This window comes from Pseudomonas sp. SZ40 (genome assembly GCF_052958135.1).
Map to the genome: position 1 here is coordinate 98,340 of NZ_JBQWIF010000010.1, position 22,780 is coordinate 121,119.

General features: G+C 62.4%; 19 protein-coding genes. 6 read left to right on the forward strand and 13 right to left on the reverse strand.

What is annotated here, in order from left to right; all coding sequences use genetic code 11:
• Nucleotides 1-106: 106 nt before the first annotated feature.
• The 4 genes from ACT9T4_RS10680 to ACT9T4_RS10695 all read right to left on the reverse strand — a co-directional run bounded on the left by ACT9T4_RS10680 (nt 107) and on the right by ACT9T4_RS10695 (nt 4,335).
• The gene (locus tag ACT9T4_RS10680) at nt 107-1,045 is read right to left on the reverse strand and encodes a helix-turn-helix transcriptional regulator (protein ID WP_042556388.1); all 939 of its coding nucleotides are present in this window, start codon (nt 1,043-1,045) and stop codon (nt 107-109) included.
• A gap of 246 nt (nt 1,046-1,291) precedes the next feature.
• Nucleotides 1,292-2,764: an inorganic phosphate transporter gene (locus ACT9T4_RS10685; protein ID WP_042556387.1), complete on the reverse strand. Its 1,473-nt coding sequence runs from the start codon at nt 2,762-2,764 to the stop codon at nt 1,292-1,294.
• Nucleotides 2,765-3,059: 295 nt separating this feature from the next.
• On the reverse strand, nt 3,060-3,488 hold the full coding sequence (locus tag ACT9T4_RS10690) for a hypothetical protein (RefSeq protein ID WP_499116903.1): 429 nt from the start codon (nt 3,486-3,488) through the stop codon (nt 3,060-3,062).
• A 151-nt stretch (nt 3,489-3,639) separates the two neighbouring features.
• A complete protein-coding gene (locus tag ACT9T4_RS10695; RefSeq protein WP_499116905.1) occupies nt 3,640-4,335 on the reverse strand; it encodes a tRNA (adenine(22)-N(1))-methyltransferase in 696 nt (231 codons plus the stop codon).
• 436 nt (nt 4,336-4,771) lie between these two features.
• On the opposite strand from ACT9T4_RS10695, the gene ACT9T4_RS10700 reads away from it, so the two are divergent.
• Both ACT9T4_RS10700 and ACT9T4_RS10705 read left to right on the forward strand, forming a co-directional pair.
• A complete protein-coding gene (locus ACT9T4_RS10700) occupies nt 4,772-5,797 on the forward strand; it encodes a LacI family DNA-binding transcriptional regulator (protein WP_179539093.1) in 1,026 nt (341 codons plus the stop codon).
• A gap of 202 nt (nt 5,798-5,999) precedes the next feature.
• The gene (locus tag ACT9T4_RS10705) at nt 6,000-7,364 is read left to right on the forward strand and encodes an MFS transporter (RefSeq protein ID WP_042556383.1); all 1,365 of its coding nucleotides are present in this window, start codon (nt 6,000-6,002) and stop codon (nt 7,362-7,364) included.
• Between the two features lie 167 nt (nt 7,365-7,531).
• On the opposite strand, the gene ACT9T4_RS10710 is transcribed toward ACT9T4_RS10705, so the two are convergent.
• Together ACT9T4_RS10710 and ACT9T4_RS10715 are read right to left on the reverse strand one after the other, a co-directional pair.
• Nucleotides 7,532-8,035, reverse strand: a complete 504-nt coding sequence (locus tag ACT9T4_RS10710; RefSeq protein WP_257026926.1) for a GNAT family N-acetyltransferase — start codon at nt 8,033-8,035, stop codon at nt 7,532-7,534.
• Nucleotides 8,023-8,463 carry a rhodanese-like domain-containing protein gene (locus ACT9T4_RS10715; RefSeq protein WP_179539094.1) on the reverse strand — a complete coding sequence of 147 codons (441 nt, stop codon included), beginning with the start codon at nt 8,461-8,463 and terminating at the stop codon, nt 8,023-8,025. The genes ACT9T4_RS10710 and ACT9T4_RS10715 overlap by 13 nt, the downstream gene beginning before the upstream one ends.
• A 96-nt stretch (nt 8,464-8,559) precedes the next feature.
• Here ACT9T4_RS10715 and ftrA point away from each other — a divergent pair, with 96 nt between their 5' ends.
• The gene (ftrA, locus tag ACT9T4_RS10720; RefSeq protein WP_499116908.1) at nt 8,560-9,531 is read left to right on the forward strand and encodes a transcriptional regulator FtrA; all 972 of its coding nucleotides are present in this window, start codon (nt 8,560-8,562) and stop codon (nt 9,529-9,531) included.
• Nucleotides 9,532-9,688: 157 nt separating this feature from the next.
• On the opposite strand, the gene ACT9T4_RS10725 is transcribed toward ftrA, so the two are convergent.
• The 3 genes from ACT9T4_RS10725 to ACT9T4_RS10735 form a co-directional block, all read right to left on the reverse strand.
• Complete coding sequence (locus ACT9T4_RS10725) at nt 9,689-9,988, reverse strand: hypothetical protein (RefSeq protein ID WP_042556379.1); 300 nt, start codon at nt 9,986-9,988, stop codon at nt 9,689-9,691.
• Nucleotides 9,989-10,039: 51 nt separating this feature from the next.
• Nucleotides 10,040-11,044, reverse strand: a complete 1,005-nt coding sequence (locus ACT9T4_RS10730; protein ID WP_042556378.1) for a TerC family protein — start codon at nt 11,042-11,044, stop codon at nt 10,040-10,042.
• Nucleotides 11,045-11,216: 172 nt separating this feature from the next.
• Nucleotides 11,217-12,083 (reverse strand): aldo/keto reductase family oxidoreductase, encoded by an 867-nt coding sequence (locus ACT9T4_RS10735; RefSeq protein WP_499116910.1) that lies wholly within the window; start codon nt 12,081-12,083, stop codon nt 11,217-11,219.
• 72 nt (nt 12,084-12,155) lie between these two features.
• Here ACT9T4_RS10735 and ACT9T4_RS10740 point away from each other — a divergent pair, with 72 nt between their 5' ends.
• Nucleotides 12,156-12,788, forward strand: a complete 633-nt coding sequence (locus ACT9T4_RS10740) for a TetR/AcrR family transcriptional regulator (RefSeq protein ID WP_499116912.1) — start codon at nt 12,156-12,158, stop codon at nt 12,786-12,788.
• Between the two features lie 24 nt (nt 12,789-12,812).
• On the opposite strand, the gene ACT9T4_RS10745 is transcribed toward ACT9T4_RS10740, so the two are convergent.
• The gene (locus ACT9T4_RS10745) at nt 12,813-14,927 is read right to left on the reverse strand and encodes an ATP-binding protein (protein ID WP_499116914.1); all 2,115 of its coding nucleotides are present in this window, start codon (nt 14,925-14,927) and stop codon (nt 12,813-12,815) included.
• On the reverse strand, nt 14,920-16,416 hold the full coding sequence (locus ACT9T4_RS10750) for an ATPase domain-containing protein (RefSeq protein WP_042556374.1): 1,497 nt from the start codon (nt 16,414-16,416) through the stop codon (nt 14,920-14,922). The genes ACT9T4_RS10745 and ACT9T4_RS10750 overlap by 8 nt, the downstream gene beginning before the upstream one ends.
• A gap of 352 nt (nt 16,417-16,768) precedes the next feature.
• Here ACT9T4_RS10750 and ACT9T4_RS10755 point away from each other — a divergent pair, with 352 nt between their 5' ends.
• Entirely contained in the window at nt 16,769-19,750 is a 2,982-nt protein-coding gene (locus tag ACT9T4_RS10755; protein WP_499116915.1) for a PAS domain-containing hybrid sensor histidine kinase/response regulator, read from the forward strand.
• A 7-nt stretch (nt 19,751-19,757) separates the two neighbouring features.
• Here the strand turns inward: ACT9T4_RS10755 and ACT9T4_RS10760 are convergent, their stop codons facing one another.
• Complete coding sequence (locus tag ACT9T4_RS10760) at nt 19,758-20,240, reverse strand: OsmC family protein (RefSeq protein WP_042556373.1); 483 nt, start codon at nt 20,238-20,240, stop codon at nt 19,758-19,760.
• Between the two features lie 63 nt (nt 20,241-20,303).
• Nucleotides 20,304-21,482: an MFS transporter gene (locus ACT9T4_RS10765; RefSeq protein WP_042556372.1), complete on the reverse strand. Its 1,179-nt coding sequence runs from the start codon at nt 21,480-21,482 to the stop codon at nt 20,304-20,306.
• A gap of 576 nt (nt 21,483-22,058) precedes the next feature.
• Here ACT9T4_RS10765 and ACT9T4_RS10770 point away from each other — a divergent pair.
• Nucleotides 22,059-22,778, forward strand: coding sequence for a gluconate 2-dehydrogenase subunit 3 family protein (locus tag ACT9T4_RS10770; protein ID WP_499116918.1), 720 nt, complete (start codon nt 22,059-22,061; stop codon nt 22,776-22,778).
• Nucleotides 22,779-22,780: the final 2 nt, after the last annotated feature.

Sequence of the window (22,780 nt, forward strand, 5' to 3'; positions counted from 1 at the left end):
GACCCGATCGATTCTAGAGCGGGACCGACGCTCGCCCCTTACCTGCAGGGCGCATGCTGCATGCCCCGGAGGCGCTATCGATGATCAGGCGAGTGGCGGGACGCTCTTACCTGGCGGCGCCGACCTGCGAAGGGCAGATGCCGAAATGCGCCTGATAGGCACGGCTGAAATGCGAGGCCGTGGCGAAGCCGGATTGCCAGGCCACATCCTGCACGCTTGGGCGCCCGGCGGTGGAAGTCAGCAGCCGCTGCGCATGCTGCAGGCGGACGCTCCAGACCTGCCGCATCAGGGTGGTGTTCTGCTCCCTGAACAAGCGTTGCAGGTGCTTGACCGAAACGTGGGCCGCTTCGGCGACCGCCGTGCAGTCGAGACGTGGGTCTGCCAGATGCAGATGGATATGCCGTCGGGCTCTCGACAGAACGGCGTCGGCACTGCGCGACCTGGCTTTGTCCCCTGCCCCGCCCAGCATGCTATCGACCAGGTCGAGCAACTGTCGGCCCATCAGGTCACGGACCGCCGGGCCAGGGGCGACATGCTGCTGCGCGATGCAGTGAATCAGGTCACGGATGGCCCGGGTATCCGCCGAGCCCACATCGGTGATGACCGGCGAGCGCAGCGAGTGCCGCAGGCCACGCTCCCGCAGGATGCCCTTGGGAATGCGCAGTACGGTCATTTGCCCACGCTCGGCAAACGACTCGTGGAAACGCCGTTCAGGGTCGATGAAGAACATGCTGCCCGCGGTAAACCGGTGAGTGCTTCCAGCCTGTTCGATGTCGACACGCCCACCGGTCATCAGCTTCAGGTACAGCCACTGGCCTTGCCATGAGCCCTGATCTTCGCCTGCGGGCACCAACGCGAGCGACACGAGGTCGGCACGCGTCACCCCGATATCGCCCAGGTGCCAGCTTTGCGCAGATGAACCTGCGATGTGCGCCTGATCGAATTGGCAATGCAGCCCGTGGTGTTCGAGCATGGCGGCCGCCCAATCGTTCTCGGCATCAGGCCCCAGATGGAAAGCGATGGGCGGGTTGTGTGAGCGTGTCATGAGAATGACCTGATCGATTCGGCGTGTACTGACGGGAACCATGAACAGCCGAAGCGGCTTGCTGCACGGGCTGGCAGCAGCCTACGCCGATTCGCCAGGCGCGACCGTGCATTCGGCCTGACGGCACGGTTTCACGGCAGCGAGATGGCTTGCTCGGCAGCGATGAGTCGGCCCGGTGGACAGGCCCCAGAAACAAAAAAACGCGGTACCTGCTCGGCAGGCACCGCGTTCTCGCAAGCAGCGCTATCAGCCGAAGATCAGCGTCGCGCCATAGAACAGACCTGCTGCCAGCGCCATGGAGGTGGGCAAGGTAAGTACCCAGGCCAGCAGGATGTTGCTGATGGTGCTGCCCTGCAGGCCACTGCGGTTGGCGACCATGGTGCCGGCAACCCCGGATGACAGCACATGGGTGGTGGATACCGGCAGGCTGTAGACGTTGGCCAGCCCGATGGCGCAGGCGGCGGTGATCTGCGCGCTCATGCCCTGGGCATAGGTCATGCCCTGCTTGCCGATCTTCTCACCGACGGTTTTCACCACGCGCTTCCAGCCGACCATGGTGCCGATCCCCAGGGCCAGGGCCACGGCGATGATCACCCAGAAAGGCGCGTACTCGGTGGTCGCGGTCAGGTCCTTGCGCAGCTTGTCGAGGTCGGCCTTCTCGCGAGCTGGCAGGTTTTCGAGCTTGCCGACTTTCTTGGCCGAGTCATCCAGGCAGAGCAGGTAGCGACGGATATCGATGCGCTTCTCTTCGCTCAGGCTGTGGTAGTCCTTCACGCCGTCGAGGGTCTTGAGCAACGTGGTGATGGTCAGCTCGGTGAGTTTCGGATCGCAACGAAATTGCTTCGGCAGTTCGCTGTTGCCGGATTTGCCCAGGGCCAGGAACTCGTTCAGGGTCGGCGCGTTGCGCTGATAGAACTCGCCCAGGTGAATGGCCGCGTCGCGGGTACGCTCGATCTGGTAGGTGGTGCTGTTCAGGTCGAGAACGAACTTGGCCGGCACGATGCCGATCAGCACCAGCATGATCAGACCGATGCCCTTCTGACCATCGTTGGAGCCGTGCACGAAGCTCACCGCCATGGCCGAGACGATCAGTACCAGGCGGTTCCAGAACGGCGGCTTGTTCTTGCCTTTGATTTCCTTGCGCGAGACCGGCGTGCTATGCACCTTCGGCGTCGGCATCCAGTGCTTGAGCGCGAGAAACAGCAGCGCGGCGACAATGAAACCGGCAATCGGCGAGAAGATCAGCGACAGGCCGATATCACTGGCTTTCTGCCAGTTCACGCCGTCACCGAGCGGAATGTCGGTGAGCAGCGCATTGGCCAGGCCCACGCCGAGGATCGAGCCGATCAGCGTGTGCGAGCTGGAGGCCGGAATGCCGAAGTACCAGGTGCCGAGGTTCCAGGTGATCGCCGCAGCCAGCAGCGAGAACACCATGATCAGGCCATGGGAGGTATTCACGTTGATCAGCAGCTCGACCGGCAGCAGGTGAACGATGGCGTAAGCCACCCCCACGCCACCGAGCAAGACACCGAAGAAGTTGAATATGCCCGACATGACGACGGCCAGGTTTGGCGGCATGGCTTTCGTGTAGATGACCGTCGCCACGGCGTTGGCCGTATCGTGGAAACCATTGATGAATTCGAAGGTGAGGACGAAGAGCAAGGCGAGTGCCAGGCTCAACGCCAACCAGGCGTCGAGCCCGCTGAATAATTCGAACATGAGGGTTTAGGTCTGGCTCAATGAGAGGGCTGGGTTATTCCAGATGAAGCCTGGAACGGCTGCCGTTTACGCTCTGCGGATGCGGAGTTCCTCCGCTGCCGGAAAATTATCGACGGGATTTGTCCAGAAATCGACTTATAAACGTCACGAGAGCGTAAAGAATCCGTATTTTTTATCCATCACCACCGATCGGGCCGAGGCTCGCCGGGTGGCTCGGGGCGCCCATGCGAGGCTATTCGCCAGGGTGCATTGCGGCCCAGTGGCCCGTCGTTGAGCGCCGCGATGCCTGGGGTGGCTACCTGACCAACCGCGCCAACGGCAGCCAGATGAAGGCAAGCATCCACACATAGAAGCCATAGCTGTACCCGGTGATCGAAATCCTTCCGTCACCATCATTCCAGATACCGCTGTAGGTGAACGAGGTCAGCCCCAGCGCGATCGCCGCAGCCGAACAAACGCGCACGCGCCCAGGCTTTGTGGATAAGTAGGCGACAGCGAAGGCTACGTTCGCCAGCCATGCGATGCCCCCATCGGGTATCGCCAACGCGCCGGTCAGCAAGACTTCCCAGCCATAGACGACCGGCGGGACCTCGAGCCGTTCGTGGTGCTGCCTGATGGCTGGCAGCAGCAGACTCAGCACATAGAAGAGAAGAGCGAGGTCTTTCGGCTCGAGCTGAAACGGGCGGAATGTCATCGCGTGTCCTTGCCAGGTGAAACCGTCCATCAGCCCATTCAACGAGCTGCGTATGGAGGGGACTGCCGTCGCTATCGGGCCCGATATGCTACCGACTTTGCCCTGTTGCCTGATGACCGACTGCACAAAATCGCGCCGGCCTCCAGTCGTCGATGACCATCGCCAAGGATCCTTCTCAAGGTCATGCCAGCAGCTCGGTGATCCATCGGATCTGCTGGGCGAGCGACTGCACCCTCTCATCGGCCACCTGCTGCCGTGCCTGGGCGAAGTTGGCCAGGGTCTGGCGCTTCAACTGCAGCAGGCGTTGCCACTTGGCCAGGAATACGGGGCTGCGCTCGCGCAGTTGCAGGGGCCCGAAATACAGTTCCTCGGCGCTGTACGAAACCGGCCCGGTACGCTCGGCGACGATGATTTCGTAGTAGAAGCGGTGTTCCCGCAGCAGCTCTTCGTGGAGGATGCGGTAGCCGTTTTCCATCAGCCATTGGCGCAGCGGCTGCTCGCCGCCGTTGGGCTGCAGGATCAGGCGCTCCTCGCCGCTCAGACGGTTCTTGTCGCGTTCGAGAATGTCGCGAATGGTCTCACCGCCCATGCCGCAGAGGCTGACCACCGTGATGCCATCTGCCGGCTCGATCGCTGCCAAGCCACTGGCCAGGCGCACGCTGATGCGCGCGCCCAGTTGGTTCTCGTCCACGGTGCGCTCGGCAGCCAGAAACGGAGTCATGGCCACCTCGCCAGCCACCGCGGCGTCGATGACGCCACGGTTCATCAGCGCCACGGGCAGGTAGCCGTGGTCCGAGCCGATGTCGGCCAGCCGCGCGCCGACCGGCACATGCGCCGCCACGCGTTCGAGACGCTCGGACAAGCTTCGCTCGTTCAACTCCAACCTCTTTTCACCACGGCCGCCAGGCAGGTTGCGCCGGCTCGGCGCGCGATTCTGTCGGGCAATGGCATACATGGCAAATCCCGACGACGCGCATCAGGGGGCAAACGAGTGCAGCCCCATCGCTCGGGCTGAGCAAAGCGATGGCCGGGATCACACTCCCGAGCATCGCTTCGCTCGCCCCTGGCTATGTCGTCGATCTCACGGCTATCGCAAACAGCCGTACTGAGAACTGAACACGCATCGGGCCTCCACGCCGGGCTCGAACGGCACGCTCGCCGCGAAGCCAGTTCCTGAAAGTTATCGACATATGCACCCAGCGCTCTGGGAAATTCGACACATGATCTTGAAGTCTGCGCGATGCTGCACATAGTAAAAACGCGCCTGGGCATTCATACTTATCCATGCAAATGTTCGGTGTTAAGAGAGCCAAGTGGCGCGCAAATCAGGAAGAAATGACGGCAACTCCGCAGAGAGCCCTGTCACCATCAAGGATGTGGCGCTGAAGGCCGGTGTCTCGGTGATGACGGTGTCGCGCGCGATCAAACGCCCAGAACTGGTGAACGAGGTCACGCGAGAGCATGTACTCGAAATCGTCCGTTCCATGGGCTACGTGCCGAATATCATGGCAGGGGCGCTAGCCACCAGAAAGAGCCGGCTCGTATCCATTCTGCTGCCAACCATCGCCAACTCGATTTACTCGATTGCCGTGCAGTCGATCATCAACAGGCTTTCCGCATTTGGCTATCAGTCACTGGTCGGGCCAACGGGTTATTCGCCGGAGAATGAAGAGATCCTTCTCGACGCGATCCTGGGCAGACGACCGGACGGCATTGTTCTTACCGGCACCCTGCACACTGCTCAGATCCGCTCGCGTCTCGCCTCGATTGGCATTCCCGTCGTCGAAGCATGGGACCTGAGCGATGACCTGCTGGATACCCAGGTTGGCTTTTCCCATGAAAAGGTCGGCGTCGCCGTGGCCGATCACTTCCACGCCAAGGGCTATCGACGATGGGCGGTAGTCGGGATCGATGATCCCCGCGCCATGCGCCGTTGCCGCAGTTTGATCTCGCGCCTGCACGAGCTGAACATTGGCGACGTTCATCAGGAGATCTTCGCGACGGAGGCCACCTGGGAAGTCGGGCGAGCGGGCCTGGCGAAGCTGCTGAATGACGGTATGCACCCAGAGATCGTCTTCTGCAGCTCCGACACGGTCGCGCTCGGCGTACTGGCCGAGGCCGCGAGCCATGGAATCTCCGTGCCTGACGACCTCGCCGTTCTGGGCTTCGGCAACATCACCAACGGTCAGTTCGCCTACCCGGCGCTTTCGACGGTCAGCGTGAATGCTCAGGAGATGGGGTATCAGGTCGCCGAGGCGCTCTTGCGCCGCCTTGATGGTGTGAAGGGCGATAATCAGATCGACACCGGATTCGAGATCATCGAGCGCGGCAGCACCTGATCCCAATGAAGCATCCCTCCATCGAGCACCTCACTGCCCCACCAACCCTTTTTTCATAACCACCCCATCAGCCCCTCACTAAAAGATCTATTTCAGCGGTAGCCAATGATAACGTTAACACCATAGACTGTTAACGTTAGCTGTTAACGTTAACAGTCGACGGAATGCACCGAACCATAAAAACAAACGTCGGAGTTCTTTCATGCAAGCAGTCAAGAAGACTCGCGCCCGCTATTTGATCCTGCTCATGCTTTTCCTCGTGACCACGATCAACTATGCAGACCGGGCGACGATTTCCATCGCAGGCTCAAGCCTGCAAAAAGACCTCGGCATCGATGCGATCGAGCTGGGTTACATCTTCTCTGCCTTTGGTTGGGCCTATGTGCTGGGGCAGATCCCTGGCGGATGGTTGCTCGATCGCTTCGGCTCCAAGCGCGTCTACGCGGGCAGCATCTTCCTCTGGTCGCTGTTCACGCTCATGCAGGGCTACATCGGCGTGTTCGGCGTTGCCAGCGCGGTCGCGGTTCTGTTCCTGCTGCGCTTCATGGTGGGCCTTGCCGAAGCCCCCTCCTTCCCGGGTAACGCCCGTATCGTCGCCGCCTGGTTTCCGACCAAGGAGCGCGGCACGGCATCCGCCATTTTCAACTCGGCTCAATATTTCGCGACGGTTCTGTTCGCTCCGATCATGGGCTGGATCGTCTACACGTACGGCTGGCAGCACGTCTTCGTGGTGATGGGAGCACTGGGAATCGTGTTCTCGATAATCTGGATGTACGTGATCCACAATCCGAAAGACCATCCTCTGGCGAACGCCGCCGAGATCCAGTACATCGCCGAAAATGGCGGCCTGGTGGATCTCGATGCCGCGGGCAAGAAACAGGACTCCGGCCCCAAGTTCGGCTACATCCTGCAGCTACTGAAGAACCGCATGATGGCCGGGGTCTACCTGGGCCAGTATTGCATCACCACCCTGACGTATTTCTTCCTGACCTGGTTCCCCGTCTATCTCGTTCAAGAGCGAGGAATGACCATTCTCAAGGCCGGCATCATCGCTTCGCTTCCAGCGATATGCGGATTTATCGGCGGCGTGCTTGGCGGCGTCATTTCGGACGCACTCCTGCGGCGCGGCAACTCCCTGAGCGTCGCGCGCAAAGTTCCAATCGTCGCAGGCATGATGCTGTCCATGAGCATGATCATCTGCAACTACGTCGATACGGACTGGATGGTCGTCTCGTTCATGGCCCTGGCGTTCTTCGGCAAAGGGGTGGGTGCACTCGGCTGGGCGGTGGTCTCCGACACGTCCCCCAAACAGATTGCGGGACTCTCCGGTGGGCTCTTCAATACCATCGGCAACCTCGCGTCCATCACCACCCCGATCGTCATCGGCTACATCATCGCGGCAACCGGCTCTTTCAAACTCGCACTGGTATTCATCGGCGCCAATGCGTTCGTCGCTGCCTTCAGCTACCTGGTGATCGTAGGGGAGATCAAGCGCTTCGAGCTGAAGGGCCTCAAGCCTGAAAACACTGCCGAGGCCCCCGAAGCCACAACCGAAGCGGCTCGCTAACGGTCGCCGTTCGCTGTGCGTGGCGCAGTGGAGCCCCAACCTGGGCTCGCACTCGAACGGCCATGACGACCTCTCACGGAGCACTCTGCACAGCGAAGCGATACTCGAGAACAAAACTCCGGGTATCGCTTCGCTCAACGCCAGGCAACGGCACAGTGGTGCGTCGCTCAGGCGTCACTCGCCAGAGCCAGTTGTTCGAGTTCAGGCACGTCCATCCGGTAGCCCATCCATTTGCGCTCAGGTATGCCTCCCAGGCGCTGGTAAAAGGCTTCGGCACGGGCGTTACCCGTCAGGACATCCCACTTCAAACGTCCGGCGTCGATGCTCAGCGCGAAGCGGGCGACCTGTTGCAGCAGGGCCTCCCCCAAGCCACTGCCGCGCCGCCCCTCGGCGACGTACAGCTCCTTCAACAGCAACGTGGGACGTAGATCGAAGGTAAAGGCAATTTCCAGCACCACGGCGTACCCCAGCAATTGCCCCTGCTGTTCGGCGACGAACACCTGGCACTGCGGGTTGGCCCCGAAGGCACGGGCCAACAAGGCGGGCTCATCGACACGAAACTCATCGATGTAGCCCTCGAAAACGGCCAGGGCACGCATCAACTCGAGCAGCAGCGGAACGTCGGCCACGGTGGCCGGACGTACCCGGCAGCCATCGCTCAACATGCGCATGAGGTGACGTCGGCATTGCCGCTGCGCTCGGGGTGCGTCCCGGCCAGCGGCAACCCTTCGTCGAGCCAGCCGGTGACTCCACCGATCATTTCCTTAACGGCATACCCCAGGCTCGCCAGGCGCACCGCAGCACGGTGCACGCCATTGCAGTGGGGGCCGGCGCAGTAAACGACGAACAACGTCTCAGCGGGAAAATCGGCCATCCGCTCGGCCGTGATCTCGCGGCTGGGAATATTGATAGCGCCGGGAACGTGGCTGGTGGCGAATGCCTGTGGGTTGCGTACGTCGACCAGCAGGTAATCCACCTCACCGGCCTGCTGGCTTTGGTGGACATCGGAACAGTCGGTTTCGACACTCAGACGGCGGCTGAAATGCGCGAGCGCTACGGCTGGCTCGGCGGCAGGCGTTTCACTGACGAGGCTGGACATGCTGATTACTCGATGGCGGAAAGAGCCACCACTGTAGAGATGCCGCGAACAGCGCTACAGTGGCCAAATAGACATCAACTGGTAGTTTTCCGCCAAATGCATGAAGCCCCTGGTCTGGTTGCCGTTCTCGCCTATGACGGCCTGTGCACATTCGAATTCGGCATAGCCGTGGAGATCTTCGGCCTGCCTCGCCCCGAGTTCGACTTCGCCTGGTACCGCCACTGCATCGTCGCCGTGGACAATGGTCCCATGCGCGCACTGGGCGGCATCCAGGTCACTGCCGACGCTGGCCTCGAGGCGCTGAACACGGCGCGCACGATCATCGTTCCCGGCTGGCGCAGCCGTGATGAGCCGCCACCGCCCGCCCTGCTGCAAGCGCTGCAAGCCGCACACGCGAGAGGCGCCCGTCTGTTGTCGATCTGTTCCGGTGTCTTCGTGCTGGCCGCAGCAGGGCTACTGGACGGTAAGCGTGCTACCACCCACTGGCGCTACACCGATGAACTCGCGCAGCGCTTCCCGGCCATCGACGTCGATCCCTCGGTGCTCTATGTGGACAGCGGGCAGGTGATCACATCCGCAGGCAGCGCCGCGGGTATCGACGCATGCCTGCATCTGGTCGAGCGCGATTACGGCGCTCACATCGCCAACTCGGTGGCACGCCGCCTGGTGATGGCGCCACAGCGCTCGGGCGGACAGGCGCAATTCATTCCCGCGCCGGTCGCGCAGGCTCCCAGGGACGATCTCTCTGCGGTGCTGGAATGGGCACGGCAGCATTTGCACGAGCCCCTCTCGATCAAGCAATTGGCGACCAGAGCCCTGATGAGTGAACGTACCTTCTTGCGCCGTTTCAGCGAAGCCACCGGCCTCTCACCCAAGAGCTGGCTGCAGCACATGCGCATGGCACAGGCCCGAGCACTTCTGGAGAGCACCGGCCTGAACAGCGAACAGATCGCTGAGCGCTGTGGTTTCAGTTCGGTGGAGAGTTTTCGGGTGGCGTTTCGAAAGGTGGTCGGTCTGGCGCCTTCGTTCTATCGGGAACGCTTTGGCCAGCGCCAAGGCCACGATTGAAGCGGGCGCAGAACCGCACAACGGGTGCAGCGATGAAGCGCAGCCGCCTGTGTCATGGCGCAGCGAGAACGCAACAGGGCAAGCGACCGGCATTACCCTGAGGTAGATACCGGCCCTTGCCCTGTGCGGTTTCAGCAGTACGAAAATGGAGCCCGACTCAGGTCTCGACACCCTCCTTGAAGGAAGGCGACGGCTTCTCGGCGTCGCGTTCGGGTTGGTCCTTGCCTGCTTCATCCTCGGGTTGGCCGAGCAGTTCGCTGGTGGATTTCTGCACCTGATCGATCTGCTCGTTGAAGGCGTTGAGGGTGTCGCTGACCGCTTCGCGGGCGATGTCCTGCACGGCCTGCTCGGCCTTGTCGGTGAGTTTCTGCGCCGACTCTTCGGCGACATCGCAACCCGCCGTGGTCAGACCGATCACGGCTACCAGAACCAGCGCAGCGATGGGTGATGGATTCATGGGTCATCTCCAGAGGTGATGAAGGCCCCGGCAAGCCGGGGCACAAGAACGTTACTGACGGGGCGTTTCGGCTTCGACGGCAGGCGGGTCGTTGCGGGTTTTCCACAGCGACAGCAGCACGCCACCGATCAGCAGGCCGAGCGTGACGCTCAGCGAGATCACCGGCGGCGTCTTGCCGATGATGCCGACCAGGAAGATCTTCGCGCCGATGAACACCAGCACCAGAGCCAGGGCGTACTTGAGGTAGGCGAAGCGATGGATCATCGCCGCCAGGGCGAAGTACAGCGCGCGCAGCCCCAGGATCGCGAAGATGTTCGAGGTGTAGACGATGAACGGGTCCTGGGTGATGGCGAAAATCGCCGGCACGCTGTCGATCGCGAACACCAGGTCGGCACACTCGATCAGCACCAGCGCCAGGAACAGCGGCGTGGCCCAGCGCACCATACGGCCCTTCTCATCCGGCTGACGCACGAAGAAGCGGCCCTCGTGCAGACGGTCGGTGACGCGCATGTGCTTGCGCAGGAATTTCACCATGCTGTTCTCGGCCAGGTCCGGGTGATCGTCGACCTTGCTGAACAGCATCTTCACGCCGGTCAGCAGCAGGAAGGCGCCGAACACGTAGAGGATCCAGCTGAACTCGGCGATCAGCGCGGCGCCCAGACCGATCATGATCGCGCGCAGCACGATCACCCCGAGGATGCCCCAGAACAGCACCTCGTGCTGGTACTTACGCGGGATGGCCAGGAAGCTGAAGATCATCGCCATGAGAAATACGTTGTCCATGGACAGCGATTTCTCGATCAGGAAACCGGTATAGAAATCCATACCGGAAGCGGCGCCTTTCATGTGCCAGACCCACAGGCCGAACAGCAGGCCTGCGGTGATGTAGCCGCCGGACAGCAAGAGGCTTTCCTTGACGCCGATTTCGCGGTGCTCACGGTGAAGCACCCCGAGGTCGAAGACCAGCAGGCTGATGACGATGGTGATGAAGATGAGCCACAACCAGGTGGCAGTGCCGAGGAACTCGGCCATCAGAAACGGTTCTAGGGTGCTCATAAGCCCCTCCTAAGTCAGAGTTGTACAAACTGCAACTCCGACATGGCAGCTTTTCAGCTGTCAGAGGGGCCCGGTGTCGCCGCGCCAATTTATCAGGCACAACGGCGCACTCAAGTGCCGACTCATTGCAAATTATCTCAAGCGCATCGACACCTGAGCGGCGCTCGCAAGATCAATCCGCGATGGCGTTCAACTCTGCCAATGTCTCGTCCGACAGCTGCAACCCGCCCACTGCGAGGTTTTCACGCAGATGGGTGAGCGATGAGGTCCCGGGGATCAGCAGGATGTTCGCGGAGCGACGCCGCAGCCAGGCCAACGCCAGTTGCATGGGCGTTACGGCAAGGCGCTGTGCAACGCTCGACAGCGTGGAAGACTGCACGGGTGAGAATCCGCCGAGCGGGAAGAACGGCACATAGGCAATGCCATCGCGAGCCAGCTCGTCGATCATCGCGTTATCGTGCTGATGAGCGATGTTGTAGTGGTTTTGAACGCAAACCACGCTGACGATACTGCGCGCTTGCGCCAGCTGCGTCGGCGTGACGTTGCTGATGCCGACATGACGCAGCAGCCCTTGCTGCTGAAGCTCCGCGATGGCTTCCAGCGGCTCGGCGATGGAGCCCTCCGCCGGCCCCATCGGGCCGTGCATCGCACGGAAATTCACCACATCGAGTACGTCCACACCAAGATTGCGCAGGTTGTCATGCACGGCCTGGGTCAGCTCCGCCTTTGACACCGCAGGCAGCCACGCACCCTGGCCATCGCGACGAGCACCGATCTTGGTGACGATGGTGAGCTCATCTCTGTAGGGATGCAGGGCTTCGCGGATGATCTGGTTGGTGACGTGCGGCCCGTAGTAATCGCTGGTGTCGATGTGGTTCACGCCGGCTGCGACGGCTTCACGCAATACGGCCAGCGCGGCAACCCGGTCCTTGGGTGGGCCGAATACGCCGGGGCCGGCCAACTGCATGGCGCCATAGCCGATTCGATTCACCTCACGGTCGCCGAGAATGAAAGTGCCGTTGTTGTCTGCGCTGCTCATATCGATCGCTCTTGCTTCGCTGGGGGAGAACTATGATATGAAGGATCCTTCAGGTTTTAGAATTCGCATTCCATGAGCAACCCAACCGCATCGCTAAAGCCAAGAAAATCAGCGGTTCAAGCCAGATCGGCTGCCACTGTCGCGGCTCTGCACACCGCCACCCTTCAGGTTTTGACACAACAGGGCCTGATCCGCTGCACCACGACCCGGGTGGCCGAGCGCGCCGGCATGTCGGTGGGCAGCCTTTATCAGTACTACCCGAACCGCGATGCACTGCTCGCCGCCGTGCTTGAAAAGCATTTGCTGGAAGTGGTGGATGCCGCCGAGTCGGCCTGTATCGCGCTTCAGGGCAAGCCGGTTGGCGATATGGCTGCAGGTCTGGTCTCGGCATACCTGGCCGTCAAACTGCGCGACCCGACGGTCTCTAAAGCGCTGTATGCGATTGCAGCCGAACGAGGTGGGGCCGAGCTCGTTGCACGGATCAATACGCGCATGGTGGCGGCCTTTGCCGCCATGCTGAAGACGGCGCCTGACGCACATTTCGCAGACCCGACGCTGACCGCTTCAATCGCGTTGAGCGCCCTCGCTGGCCCGGTTCGTTCTCTGTTGGAAGGCAATGCGCCTGCCAGCTTCGAAACCGCTATCGAGCCGCAGGCCACGCTGCTGCTCAAGGCCTATCTGCAGGCGCATCGACGTACAGCGTGAACGCTGAAACGGCCAGCTGAGGCGCTAATCCACCTCGCGCGGGCCGCCTGCGCCCTGCTCGCCCAGCATCAGGTCGATCCGGCTGGCCAGTGCTTCCAGGGATACGGGCTTGGTCAGCAGGTGCATGTGCGGGCCGAGGAAATCTTCACGCTTCATGGCACCCTCGGCGTAGCCGGTCAGGAACAGGACGGGCAGGCCGGGCTTGAGTTGCTGCACGACTTCGGCGAGCTGCCTGCCATTCATGCCCGGCAGGCCGACGTCGGTGACCAGCAGATCGAGGCTGGGCAGGTTACTCAGCTGCGCCAGTGCTTCTTCGGCTTCGCGCGCCACCACCACCCGATAGCCGAGTTCGACCAGTGCGGCCTGATTGATCAGGCGCACCGAGTCGTCGTCCTCGACCAGCAGAATGGTCTGCCCCTTGCCGGCTACCGCCATCTCACCGGGGATCTGTGCCGGCAGGCTATGGCTATCGCTCACCGGCAGGCAGATGGACACGGTGGTGCCCTTGTTCTCGACGCTGTCGATGGCGAGCCGGCCGTCACTCTGCTTGGCGAAGCCATAGACCATCGACAGCCCCAGACCGGTGCCCTGGCCAATGGGTTTGGTGGTGAAGAAGGGTTCGAAAACCTTGTTGAGCAGGTGTTCGGGAATGCCGACACCGGTGTCGCTGACATCGATGCAGACATGCCCGGCCTCGCCAAAGCCGCCCTCCCTCGCGGGCTCCAGAGCCGCGTTGCTGGCTCGGGTTCTGATCGTCAGGGTGCCGCCCCGAGGCATGGCGTCACGACCATTGATCACCAGGTTGAGCAGCGCGTTTTCCAGTTGATTGGTGTCGGCGCATACCCACGGATCGTTCTCGCACAGATCGAGCTGCACGCTCACCTGCTCGGTCACGGTGCGTTGCAGCAGTTCGTGAAGCGAGAGAATCAAGCCGTTGACCGACAGCGGTTTGGAATCCAGTGATTGTCGCCGCGAGAACGCCAGCAGGCGCTGGGTCAGGGAGGCGGCGCGCTGGGCCGATGAGTAGGCGGCATCCATGAAGCGCTCGACGCCATCGAGCTTGCCCTTGGCCAGGCGCAGCTTCATGAGCTCCATGGCACTCATCACACCGGTGAGCATGTTGTTGAAGTCGTGGGCGATGCCGCCGGTGAGCTGCCCGACCGCTTCCATCTTCAGGGACTGGCGTAACTGTTCTTCGGCACGGGCGCGCTCGTCGCTCTCCAGTTTCAGCTTCTCGACAGCGGCATTGAGGGCCTGGGTACGTGCCCTGACCTGAATTTCCAGCTCTTCGTTGAAGCGCCTGAGCGATTGCTGCGAGCGCTTCTCCTCGTTGATGTCGAGAATGACCGAAGCGGCACCGATCAGGTGCTGGCTTTCGTCGTAGAGCGGGATGGCGCTGACCCTCATCCAGGACTCGTCGCCATCATCGGTCTGGTAGCTGAAGTCGAGACCGGCTACCGGCTCCCCCCGCAGAGCCCGCGCCCCGGGAAACATGTTGGGCGCGAGCAGGTTGCCGTGCTCATCGTGGCCAACCCAGCGGTTCAAGCGCGTCGGGCTCCGGGAGGGAATGACGTCATCGGGTACGCAGCGCCGATAGCGCGGGTTGCTGACCAGCGATTTGCCGTCACTGTCCATGAAACACACACCAACGGGGATGTTCTCCAGCAGCGTGTGCATGCGCGAGCGCTCTTCGGCCAATTCGGCCAGGCGGTCACGCATGTCGAACTGCCGCTCGCGGGAACGCCAGGCGGCAGCAACCGCGCTGATCAGCGACGCGGAGCTCAGTGGCCGCTCGAGTACCAGCACGTGCCCCGCAGCGGCTGGCAAGCGCAGCCGGGCTGCTTCCGTGGCGCGCCCCAAACGTCCCTTGTTGGAAGCCAGCAGGATGATCGGAATTTCCGACCAGGCGGCCTGTTCCTCCAGAGCACGCCCCAGCATCGAGACGTCACCGACCAAGGCTTCCTCGGTGAGAACCACAACTCCGGCCTGGTCATTGATTGCGCTGGTCAGCGAGGCCAGGCTGCTGTGCAACTGCAGGGGGTAAATCGCACCGAAGAGTTTTTCCAGACTCGTCCCGTCGCCCTTGAAGGGTGCAGTGACGAGTAACTGGCGGGCTTGCACGGTCAGGTCATTAGCCACGCGTTCGCTCTTCCATCAGCGGTTGTTCGGCACCGTAGTACTCCGGCGTACCGGTCAACACCCCACGGAAGTTGGTCAGCGGTTCACCGACCCGAACGCCCTGAGAGTCGATTCTGAGCTCACGAATGGTGTCTTCATGGGCGCCGCCACGGTGCTTCATCACCGAAATGGCTTTGCGCAGGCGGCCCTTGGCTTCGAAGAAGCGGATCAGGATCACCGAGTCCGCCACATAGGAAACGTTGAGGTTGGTGGACATCGAGCCCATCAAGCCGTGCTGCGGGTTGATCAGGAAGGTCACCACGCCCTGCTGGCTGAGGTAGGACATCAACTCGTGCATCTGCAGGATCAGTTGCTGCTCTTGCGGCATGGCGGCCATGTAGCCATTCAGGCTGTCCACCACCAGCAGCGAACTGCCGCGCACCTCCACTTCGGTACGTACGCGCCAGGCGAACTCACCCGGTGAAATCTCGGCGGGGTCGATCTGCTGAATGACCAACTGGCCGGTCGCCACGTAATGGCTGAGTTGCAGCCCCATGCAGTCAGCGCGCGCCAGCAGCGTGCCGATACGTTCGTCGAACTCGTAGATCGTGCAGTTCTCGCCCCGGGCACAGGCCGCGGCCAGATACACCAGTGCCAGGGTCGTCTTGCCCGAACCCGCTGGCCCCGTGACCAGGGTGCTGGTGCCACGGATCGGCCCACCGACCAGCAGGTCGTCCAGTTCCTGCACGCCACTCTTGACCGGCTCGTTGGCATAGTCGGTATTGTGCTTGGCGGCGATCAGGCGCGGATAGACTTCCAGGCCCCCCTTGCGGATGGTGAAGTCGTGAAAGCCTGCGGTGAAGTCGACACCACGCAGCTTCTGTACCTGCAGGCGACGGCGCGCAGCACCGAATTCGAGGGTCAGGCGCTCGAGGGTGACCACGCCATGGCAAAGGCTGTGCAAGTGGTTGTCGCGCTCGCCGCTGATGGTGGTCAGGTCATCGACCAACAGCACGGTGATGTCGCGGCCGGCGAAGAATTGTTTCAGCGCCAGCACCTGGCGCCGATAGCGCAGCGGATCCTGAGCGAGCAGGCGCATCTCCGAGAGGCTGTCGAACACCAGACGCTTGGGGCGCAGTTGATCCACGCGCTGCTGAATCAGCTTGATGGTGCCGCCGAGTTCGGCCTCCCAGGGGTGGAGGATCGATTGCTCGTAGTCCTCGCCCAGCACCTCTTCGGTGGAGGAGAACTCGAACAGGTCGATGCCTTCCAGCGTCCAGCCATGGGATTTGGCGACGCTATCCAGCTCTTCGCTGGTTTCCGACAGCGTGATGTACAGAACCGGCTCGCCAGCGGCGACGCCCTCCAGCAGAAACTGCAAGCCCAGCGTGGTTTTCCCGGCGCCGGGAGTGCCTTCGAGCAAATACAAACGATTGCTGGGCAAACCGCCCTTCAACACGGCATCGAAACCCGCATTCCCTGTCGATACAACCGGCCTAATCTCTACCATTTTCCACTCCAGAAGTGCCCCGCCGGATGGTTAGGGGAGTCGGCTTGTCTAAACATGGGCGTATGCGGTATGCCGGCCGGTCGATTCCAGCTCGGATACAGGTGCAGTTCGGCACGGCTTGTTCAGAACACTATGAGTCGCGAACGGCCTCCACGAAGATGTGACCGCTGCAATCTATACAAAGCCCAACAGATTTAATATGGAGACAAGACGACAGGCTGCCGCTGAAGCCTGCACGTCATTCGAAAACAAGTTTTTGCACGGAAGTATCTGAGAAGGATCAGTATACAAAGCCGATTTTCAGGCTGTAATTGCTGCCAGGATCGGCGCGAGACGAAACGACGTTCTCTGCATGGGCAGCAGCAATCATGGGTACGTGGAGACAACTCTGAAAAACCTGAGCCGTGAAGAGCTGGAAGCGGAAGTGCTACGACTGCGTGTCGCGCTTGAAGAGTCAGGCATCGATGCATCGCACTCAGGTGTGCGCCCCGCTGCGAACGATGGGAGGCTGCAACCCAGCCAGATCACCCAGGCCAGAAACGCGGCACGGCAGCGCGCGGTATTCGAGAGCGCCATCGACTTCGCCATCATCCTGATCGATACGACTGGAGTCATTACCGACTGGAACCAGGGTGCGACCCACATTATGGGGTGGGCACCGGCAGAAATATGCGGGCGCAAGGCCGAGCTTTTTTTCACCCCAGCCGATCGTGCCAGCGGCCGGGTCGACTATGAAATGCGCAGTGCATTGCAGCACGGTCGGGCTGCTGACGAACGCTGGCACCTGCGCAAGAGCGGGCAACGCTTCTGGGCATCGGGCGAGATGATGCCGCTCTACAATGACGACAACAGTCTTCTCGGCTTCATGAAGATCCTGCGCGACCGCACCAGCGAGCATCTGGCGGGCCAGGCGATGGAGGAGACCAAGGAGCGCTATCGGTTAGCCGCCAAAGCGACCAACGACGCGGTATGGGATTGGGACCTGGCGGCCAATCAGGTGCTCTGGAACGAAGCGCTGGAGGATGCCTATGGCTACTCCCTGGCGAGCACCGAAACCAGTGGCGACTGGTGGATGGCCCGCATTCACCCGGATGACAGAACCCGTATCGATGCCTCGATCCACGCGGTCATCGATGGTGAGGCAACGGACTGGACCGACGGCTACCGTTTTCAGCGTCAGGACGGCACCTACGCCGAGGTGCTGGATCGCGGACATGTGATCCGCAATGCCGACGGGGTCGCTGTACGCATGATCGGCGCCATGCTCGACCTCACCCGAATGCGCAGCGCCGAGATCGCCTTGCGCAAGAGCGAAGAGCGCTTCCAAACCATCCTCGACACCATCGAGGCGGCTTTCGCCATCGTCGAGGTCAAGTTCGATGCTGACGATCGCCCCGTGGACTATCGCTTCATCGAGGTCAACCCGGCGTTCGAACGGCAGGCGGGGGTCGACCTGCGCGGCAAGTGGGTCACCGAGTACGCGCCGGACCTGGAGACGTTCTGGTTCGAGATGTACGGCCATGTCGCCAAGACCGGCGAACCGACCAACTTCGAGAATTACGCCAAGGCCTTCGAGCGCTGGTTCGACGTACGTGCCGTTCGGGTCGGTGAGCCCGAAGAGCGCAAGATCGGCATCTTCTTCAATGACGTGACCGAACGGCGCAACGCGCAGGAACGCCTGCGCATCAGCGAGGCGACCGCCCGCGAAAACGTCGAGCGCGTGCAACTGGCGCTCGCCGCCGGAGCGATCATCGGCACCTGGCACTGGGATCTGCAGGCCGACCGTTTCACGGTCGACGAAGCCTTCACCGTTGCCTTCGGCCTCGACCCGAGCATGGGCCGTGAAGGCCTGGACCTCGAGCAGGTGATCGCCACCGTGCATCCCGACGACCGCGACGCGATGATCGCCGCAGTCGACGAGGCGGCCCGCCGTGGGGGAGCCTATGTGCATCAATATCGGGTCAGACGCGCAGACGGCCAGTACTACTGGATCGAGGCCAATGGGCGCGTGGACCACGCGGCGGATGGCACTCCACTGAGTTTCCCCGGCGTGCTCATCGACGTGGAAGAGCGGCGCACCGTGGAGGCCGAGCGGGACCGCGCCATCACCGCCCTGCGCGTGCTCAACGACACGCTGGAACAGCGTGTGGCCGAGCGCACCAACGAACTGATGCAGGCCGAGGAAAAGCTGCGCCAGTCACAGAAAATGGAAGCCGTCGGCCAACTGACCGGTGGCCTCGCACACGACTTCAACAACCTGCTGGCGGGCATTTCCGGCTCGCTGGAACTGCTCGGCATTCGCGTTGCCCAGGGCCGCCTGAGCGACATCGACAAGTACATGGCAGCCGCTCAGGGCGCGGCGAAGCGGGCCGCCGCCCTCACCCACCGCCTGCTCGCCTTCTCCCGTCGGCAGACCCTGGACCCGCAACCCACCGATGTGAACCGGCTGATGACCGGCATGAGCGATCTGATTCAGCGCACGGTGGGCCCCAGCATCGCGGTCGAAACGGTCGGCGCGGCGGGCCTGTGGACGGCGCTGGCCGATGCCAGTCAGCTCGAGAACGCGCTGCTGAACCTGTGCATCAATGCCCGTGACGCCATGCCCGACGGCGGGCGCATCACCATCGAGACCGCCAACCGCTGGATGGATCGCGACGTCGCGCGGACCCACGACATTCCCGAGGGTCAGTACCTTTCCCTGTCGGTGACCGACACCGGCACCGGCATGTCGCCCGAGGTCATCGCCAAGGCCTTCGATCCGTTCTTCACCACCAAACCCATCGGCCAGGGCACCGGTCTCGGCCTTTCGATGATCTATGGCTTCGCCAAGCAATCCGGTGGCCAGGTGCGCATCCACTCCACCCTGGGTCAGGGGACCACCATCAGCATCTACCTGCCGCGCTATCACGGCAACGCCAGCGAAGACCGCAGCGAAGCCATCACCACCTCGGCCTCGCTGCCCGAAACGGGCGAGACGATCCTGGTGGTGGATGATGAGCCGACGGTACGCATGCTGCTGACCGACGTGCTGAGCGATCTCGGCTATGCCGTGGTCGAGGCTGCCGACAGTGTCGCGGGGCTGAAGGTGCTGCGCTCCAACGTGCAGATCGACCTGCTGATCACCGACGTGGGTCTGCCTGGCGGCATGAATGGACGACAGATGGCCGATGCCGGACGGGAAATTCGACCGAGCCTGAAAACCCTGTTCATCACCGGCTACGCGGAAAATGCCGCGATCGGCAACGGCCACCTCGGGCCGGGGATGCAGGTGCTGACCAAACCCTTCGCGGTCGACACCCTGGTGTCGCGCGTACGCGAGCTGATGAGCGCCTGACGCCGCCTCAGCTGTCCGGGCTGATCGACAGCTCCGGCTCATGGCTGACCGGGAAGTTCATCGACCGGGCGATGAAGCACATCTCGTGTGCCTGGTGATGCAGGGCCCTGGCGCGCTCGAGATCGGAACCGGAAGCCAGCACCACCTTCGGCCTCAACACCACCGAGGTGAACTGGCCGGCGCCATCGTCCTGTTCGAGCATGGTGCCCTGGGCATTGTCCTCGTAGGCGGTGACCACGATGCCGGCTCCGGCGCACAAGCCCAGGTACCAGAGCTTGTGGCAGGCGGCCAGGGACGCGACCAGCAACTCTTCCGGGTTCCAGCGCGCCGGATCCCCCCGAAAGCTCGGATCGGACGAGCCGTCGATGGGGCTCTTGCCTTGCGCCTGGATACTGTGCGCTCGGCTGTAACCACGGTAGGTGGAGGTGCCCGTGCCCTGATTACCCGTCCAGGCAACCAGAACGTCGTAGGTGTGCAGCTTGTCTGCCATTCGATCTCTCCCGGAACGCCTGCGTGGTAATCACGATGGCGGACAGTTTCGGTCCCGACGCCCTCAAGCGCAAGCGCGCGCAAGCCTGTTCGCCGCCACCGGACGCACCAGGCTGAGCAGCCCCAGCAGCGCCAATCCCGCGCCGACCCACAGTGGAGCGCGCAAGCCATAACCGGCTTCGATCGCCGCACCTCCGGCCCAGCTCCCAAGAGCCAGCCCGGCGGTGATCACCGAGGTGTGCAGAGTGTTGACCAGCGCCCCGGACTCGGCGGCCTTCATTACCCGCGCGACCATTGCCGGGTTGAGCGCCACGCCGGTCATGCCAATGGCGATGAAACAACCCAGATTCAGCCAGACCTGATCGCCGGCCAGGGCGAAACCGCTCAGGGCAAGCACCAGCAAGGCCAGGCCCCAGCCCAGGGCGCTGAAGGTGTGGCGGTCGGCAAAACGGCCGACGATCATGTTGCCCAGCAGGTTGGCCACGCCGTAAAGCGCCAGCAGCGGAGCCACGTGTGCAGGCTCGATACCGACCTCGTGGATCAGGATGGGCGCGCAATAGCTGAATGCGGCGAAGGTGGCACCAATGATCAACCCACTGGTGAGGTAGGCGCCCCACAGGCTGCGGTTGTTCAGCGAGGCCAACTGCCGGTTCAGACCCGCCTCGCCACCCGGCGAGCTGGACGGCAGACGCATGGCCGCCAGGGCGGTACAGATCAAGGCCAGCGCCACCACCACCCAGGAGCTGGCACGCCAGCCGTAGTGCTGCTCGACCCAGGCGGTCAGCGGCACGCCAGCGACCGGGGAAAGCATCAGGCCTGCCAGCACCACCGAGATGGCCCTGCCGCGCGCCGCCTGTTCGACCATCGCGGCACAAACGGTCATGCACAGGCCGATGCAGGCAGCACTGGCCACCCCCATGATGATCCGCGCCAGCGCCAGTACCGGGTAGCTCGGCGCGGCTGCGGCCAGGGCGCCGGCCGCGACGTAGACGGTCAGCAGCCCGATCAGCGCGTGCTTGTTGCTGATGCCGCGCGAGAGCAGCAGAAGCGTCACCGGCGGCCCACCCAGGGCCATGCCCAGGGCATACAGAGCGATCAGGTTACCGACCTGCGCCAGGCTGACCGAAAAGGCTTCGGCCAGGGCGGGCATCATGCCGGCAACCATGAATTCGGCGGTGACCAAAGAGAAGATGGTGGCCCCCAGCAGGTAGACGGTTGCGGGCAATCTGGAGCGGCTGGTCATAAATACTCGGCGGGAGAAATGGGCTGACACCCTATTCATACTTGAACGAGTGGTCAAATTAATGACTGAGCTCGGCCGGGCGAAAAGGGCCGATTTAGAGCGGTAAAAGCCTGCGACAGTGTGTCTGCTTGACACCATTCCAAGAAACTATTTGTTACATTCAGTCTCGAATGTTAGCATCGATTCACCGTGATGAGCAGACGATACCCGAGTATCGCACCCCTCGATGTTGGGCTGGACGATGCCTTTTGCACGCCAGCCGTCCCGATGTGAATGAAGCACAATTAGAGCGGCCGCCAAGGTCTGCCAGCCCTGTTCTGGATACAGCCTGACGTGGAACGAGCAGACGAGCGCGAGCCGTACTGCACACAGATTGCCCGCTGCGGCCGCGGTCTCTGGCCCTGGTCGCAGACCGCCCACGCCAGCCTCCGGAACCTGAAAGCCGTCGCCTCCCGGACTGGAGGTCGCGGCTGTCGCCATCCCGTTCGCGCTGGGAGTTGGACCGCACGTGAGGTGCCCGGCCCCTGGGCCCTGCAACATCCGGCTTTCTTGTGAGCAGTCATAGGTGGCCTCTACATGTTGTTGTCCAAACCCACGTCGCGAAGGAAGTTTCTGCTTTCCTCGCTGATCGCCCTCCCCGCGCTGGGCGTGACCATCAAAGGCCTGAGCGCAGCCTCCGCTGCCGAGATGGTCGCGCCAGCCCTCGACAGCTATACACCGACCTTTTTCAGCGCCACCGAGTGGACCTTCATGATGGCCACCTGCGACCGTCTGATTCCCGCTGGCGGTAAAGCACCTGGCGCCCTGGAAACCAACGTGCCGGTATTCATGGACCAGCAGCTGGCAAGCGACCTGGGGAGCGAAATCTACCTCGAGGGGCCCTTCGACCTCGCTGCACCAGCCACCCTCGGCTACCAGATTCCGTACCTGCCGCAGCAGATCTATCGCAACGGCATCAAGGCCGTGGATGCCTGGTGTGAGCACGCCCACCACGAGCGCTTCGCCCTGCTCGATGCCACCACCCAGGACAGCGTGCTGAAGAAGCTCGAAGCCGGTGAGGTGGACTTCGCGGCCTTCGGCGAAGAGGTGCTCGGCTCCAAGCTGTTCTTCAGCGAAATGCTTTCGCTCTCCCAGCAGGGCTACCTGTCCGACCCGATCTACGGCGGCAACAAGGGCATGAAGGCGTGGATCGCCATCGGCTTTCCGGGTGCCCGTGCCAGCTACCTGGAATGGGTCGCCCAGCACAACGTCAAGTATCCCCTCGGGCCGGTCAGCCTCAACGGCGACCGCGGCTGATT

Coding starts and splice junctions, on each gene's coding strand:
- ACT9T4_RS10725 (WP_042556379.1), bottom strand. CDS start 9,988: ATGAATCCATCACCCATCGCTGCGCTGGTTCTGGTAGCCGTGATCGGT.
- ACT9T4_RS10690 (WP_499116903.1), bottom strand. CDS start 3,488: ATGGACGGTTTCACCTGGCAAGGACACGCGATGACATTCCGCCCGTTT.
- ACT9T4_RS10680 (WP_042556388.1), bottom strand. CDS start 1,045: ATGACACGCTCACACAACCCGCCCATCGCTTTCCATCTGGGGCCTGAT.
- ACT9T4_RS10765 (WP_042556372.1), bottom strand. CDS start 21,482: ATGACCAGCCGCTCCAGATTGCCCGCAACCGTCTACCTGCTGGGGGCC.
- ACT9T4_RS10710 (WP_257026926.1), bottom strand. CDS start 8,035: ATGCGCATGTTGAGCGATGGCTGCCGGGTACGTCCGGCCACCGTGGCC.
- ACT9T4_RS10750 (WP_042556374.1), bottom strand. CDS start 16,416: ATGGTAGAGATTAGGCCGGTTGTATCGACAGGGAATGCGGGTTTCGAT.
- ACT9T4_RS10715 (WP_179539094.1), bottom strand. CDS start 8,463: ATGTCCAGCCTCGTCAGTGAAACGCCTGCCGCCGAGCCAGCCGTAGCG.
- ACT9T4_RS10740 (WP_499116912.1), top strand. CDS start 12,156: ATGAGCAACCCAACCGCATCGCTAAAGCCAAGAAAATCAGCGGTTCAA.
- ACT9T4_RS10705 (WP_042556383.1), top strand. CDS start 6,000: ATGCAAGCAGTCAAGAAGACTCGCGCCCGCTATTTGATCCTGCTCATG.
- ACT9T4_RS10685 (WP_042556387.1), bottom strand. CDS start 2,764: ATGTTCGAATTATTCAGCGGGCTCGACGCCTGGTTGGCGTTGAGCCTG.
- ftrA (WP_499116908.1), top strand. CDS start 8,560: ATGCATGAAGCCCCTGGTCTGGTTGCCGTTCTCGCCTATGACGGCCTG.
- ACT9T4_RS10735 (WP_499116910.1), bottom strand. CDS start 12,083: ATGAGCAGCGCAGACAACAACGGCACTTTCATTCTCGGCGACCGTGAG.
- ACT9T4_RS10730 (WP_042556378.1), bottom strand. CDS start 11,044: ATGAGCACCCTAGAACCGTTTCTGATGGCCGAGTTCCTCGGCACTGCC.
- ACT9T4_RS10760 (WP_042556373.1), bottom strand. CDS start 20,240: ATGGCAGACAAGCTGCACACCTACGACGTTCTGGTTGCCTGGACGGGT.
- ACT9T4_RS10755 (WP_499116915.1), top strand. CDS start 16,769: ATGGGCAGCAGCAATCATGGGTACGTGGAGACAACTCTGAAAAACCTG.
- ACT9T4_RS10770 (WP_499116918.1), top strand. CDS start 22,059: ATGTTGTTGTCCAAACCCACGTCGCGAAGGAAGTTTCTGCTTTCCTCG.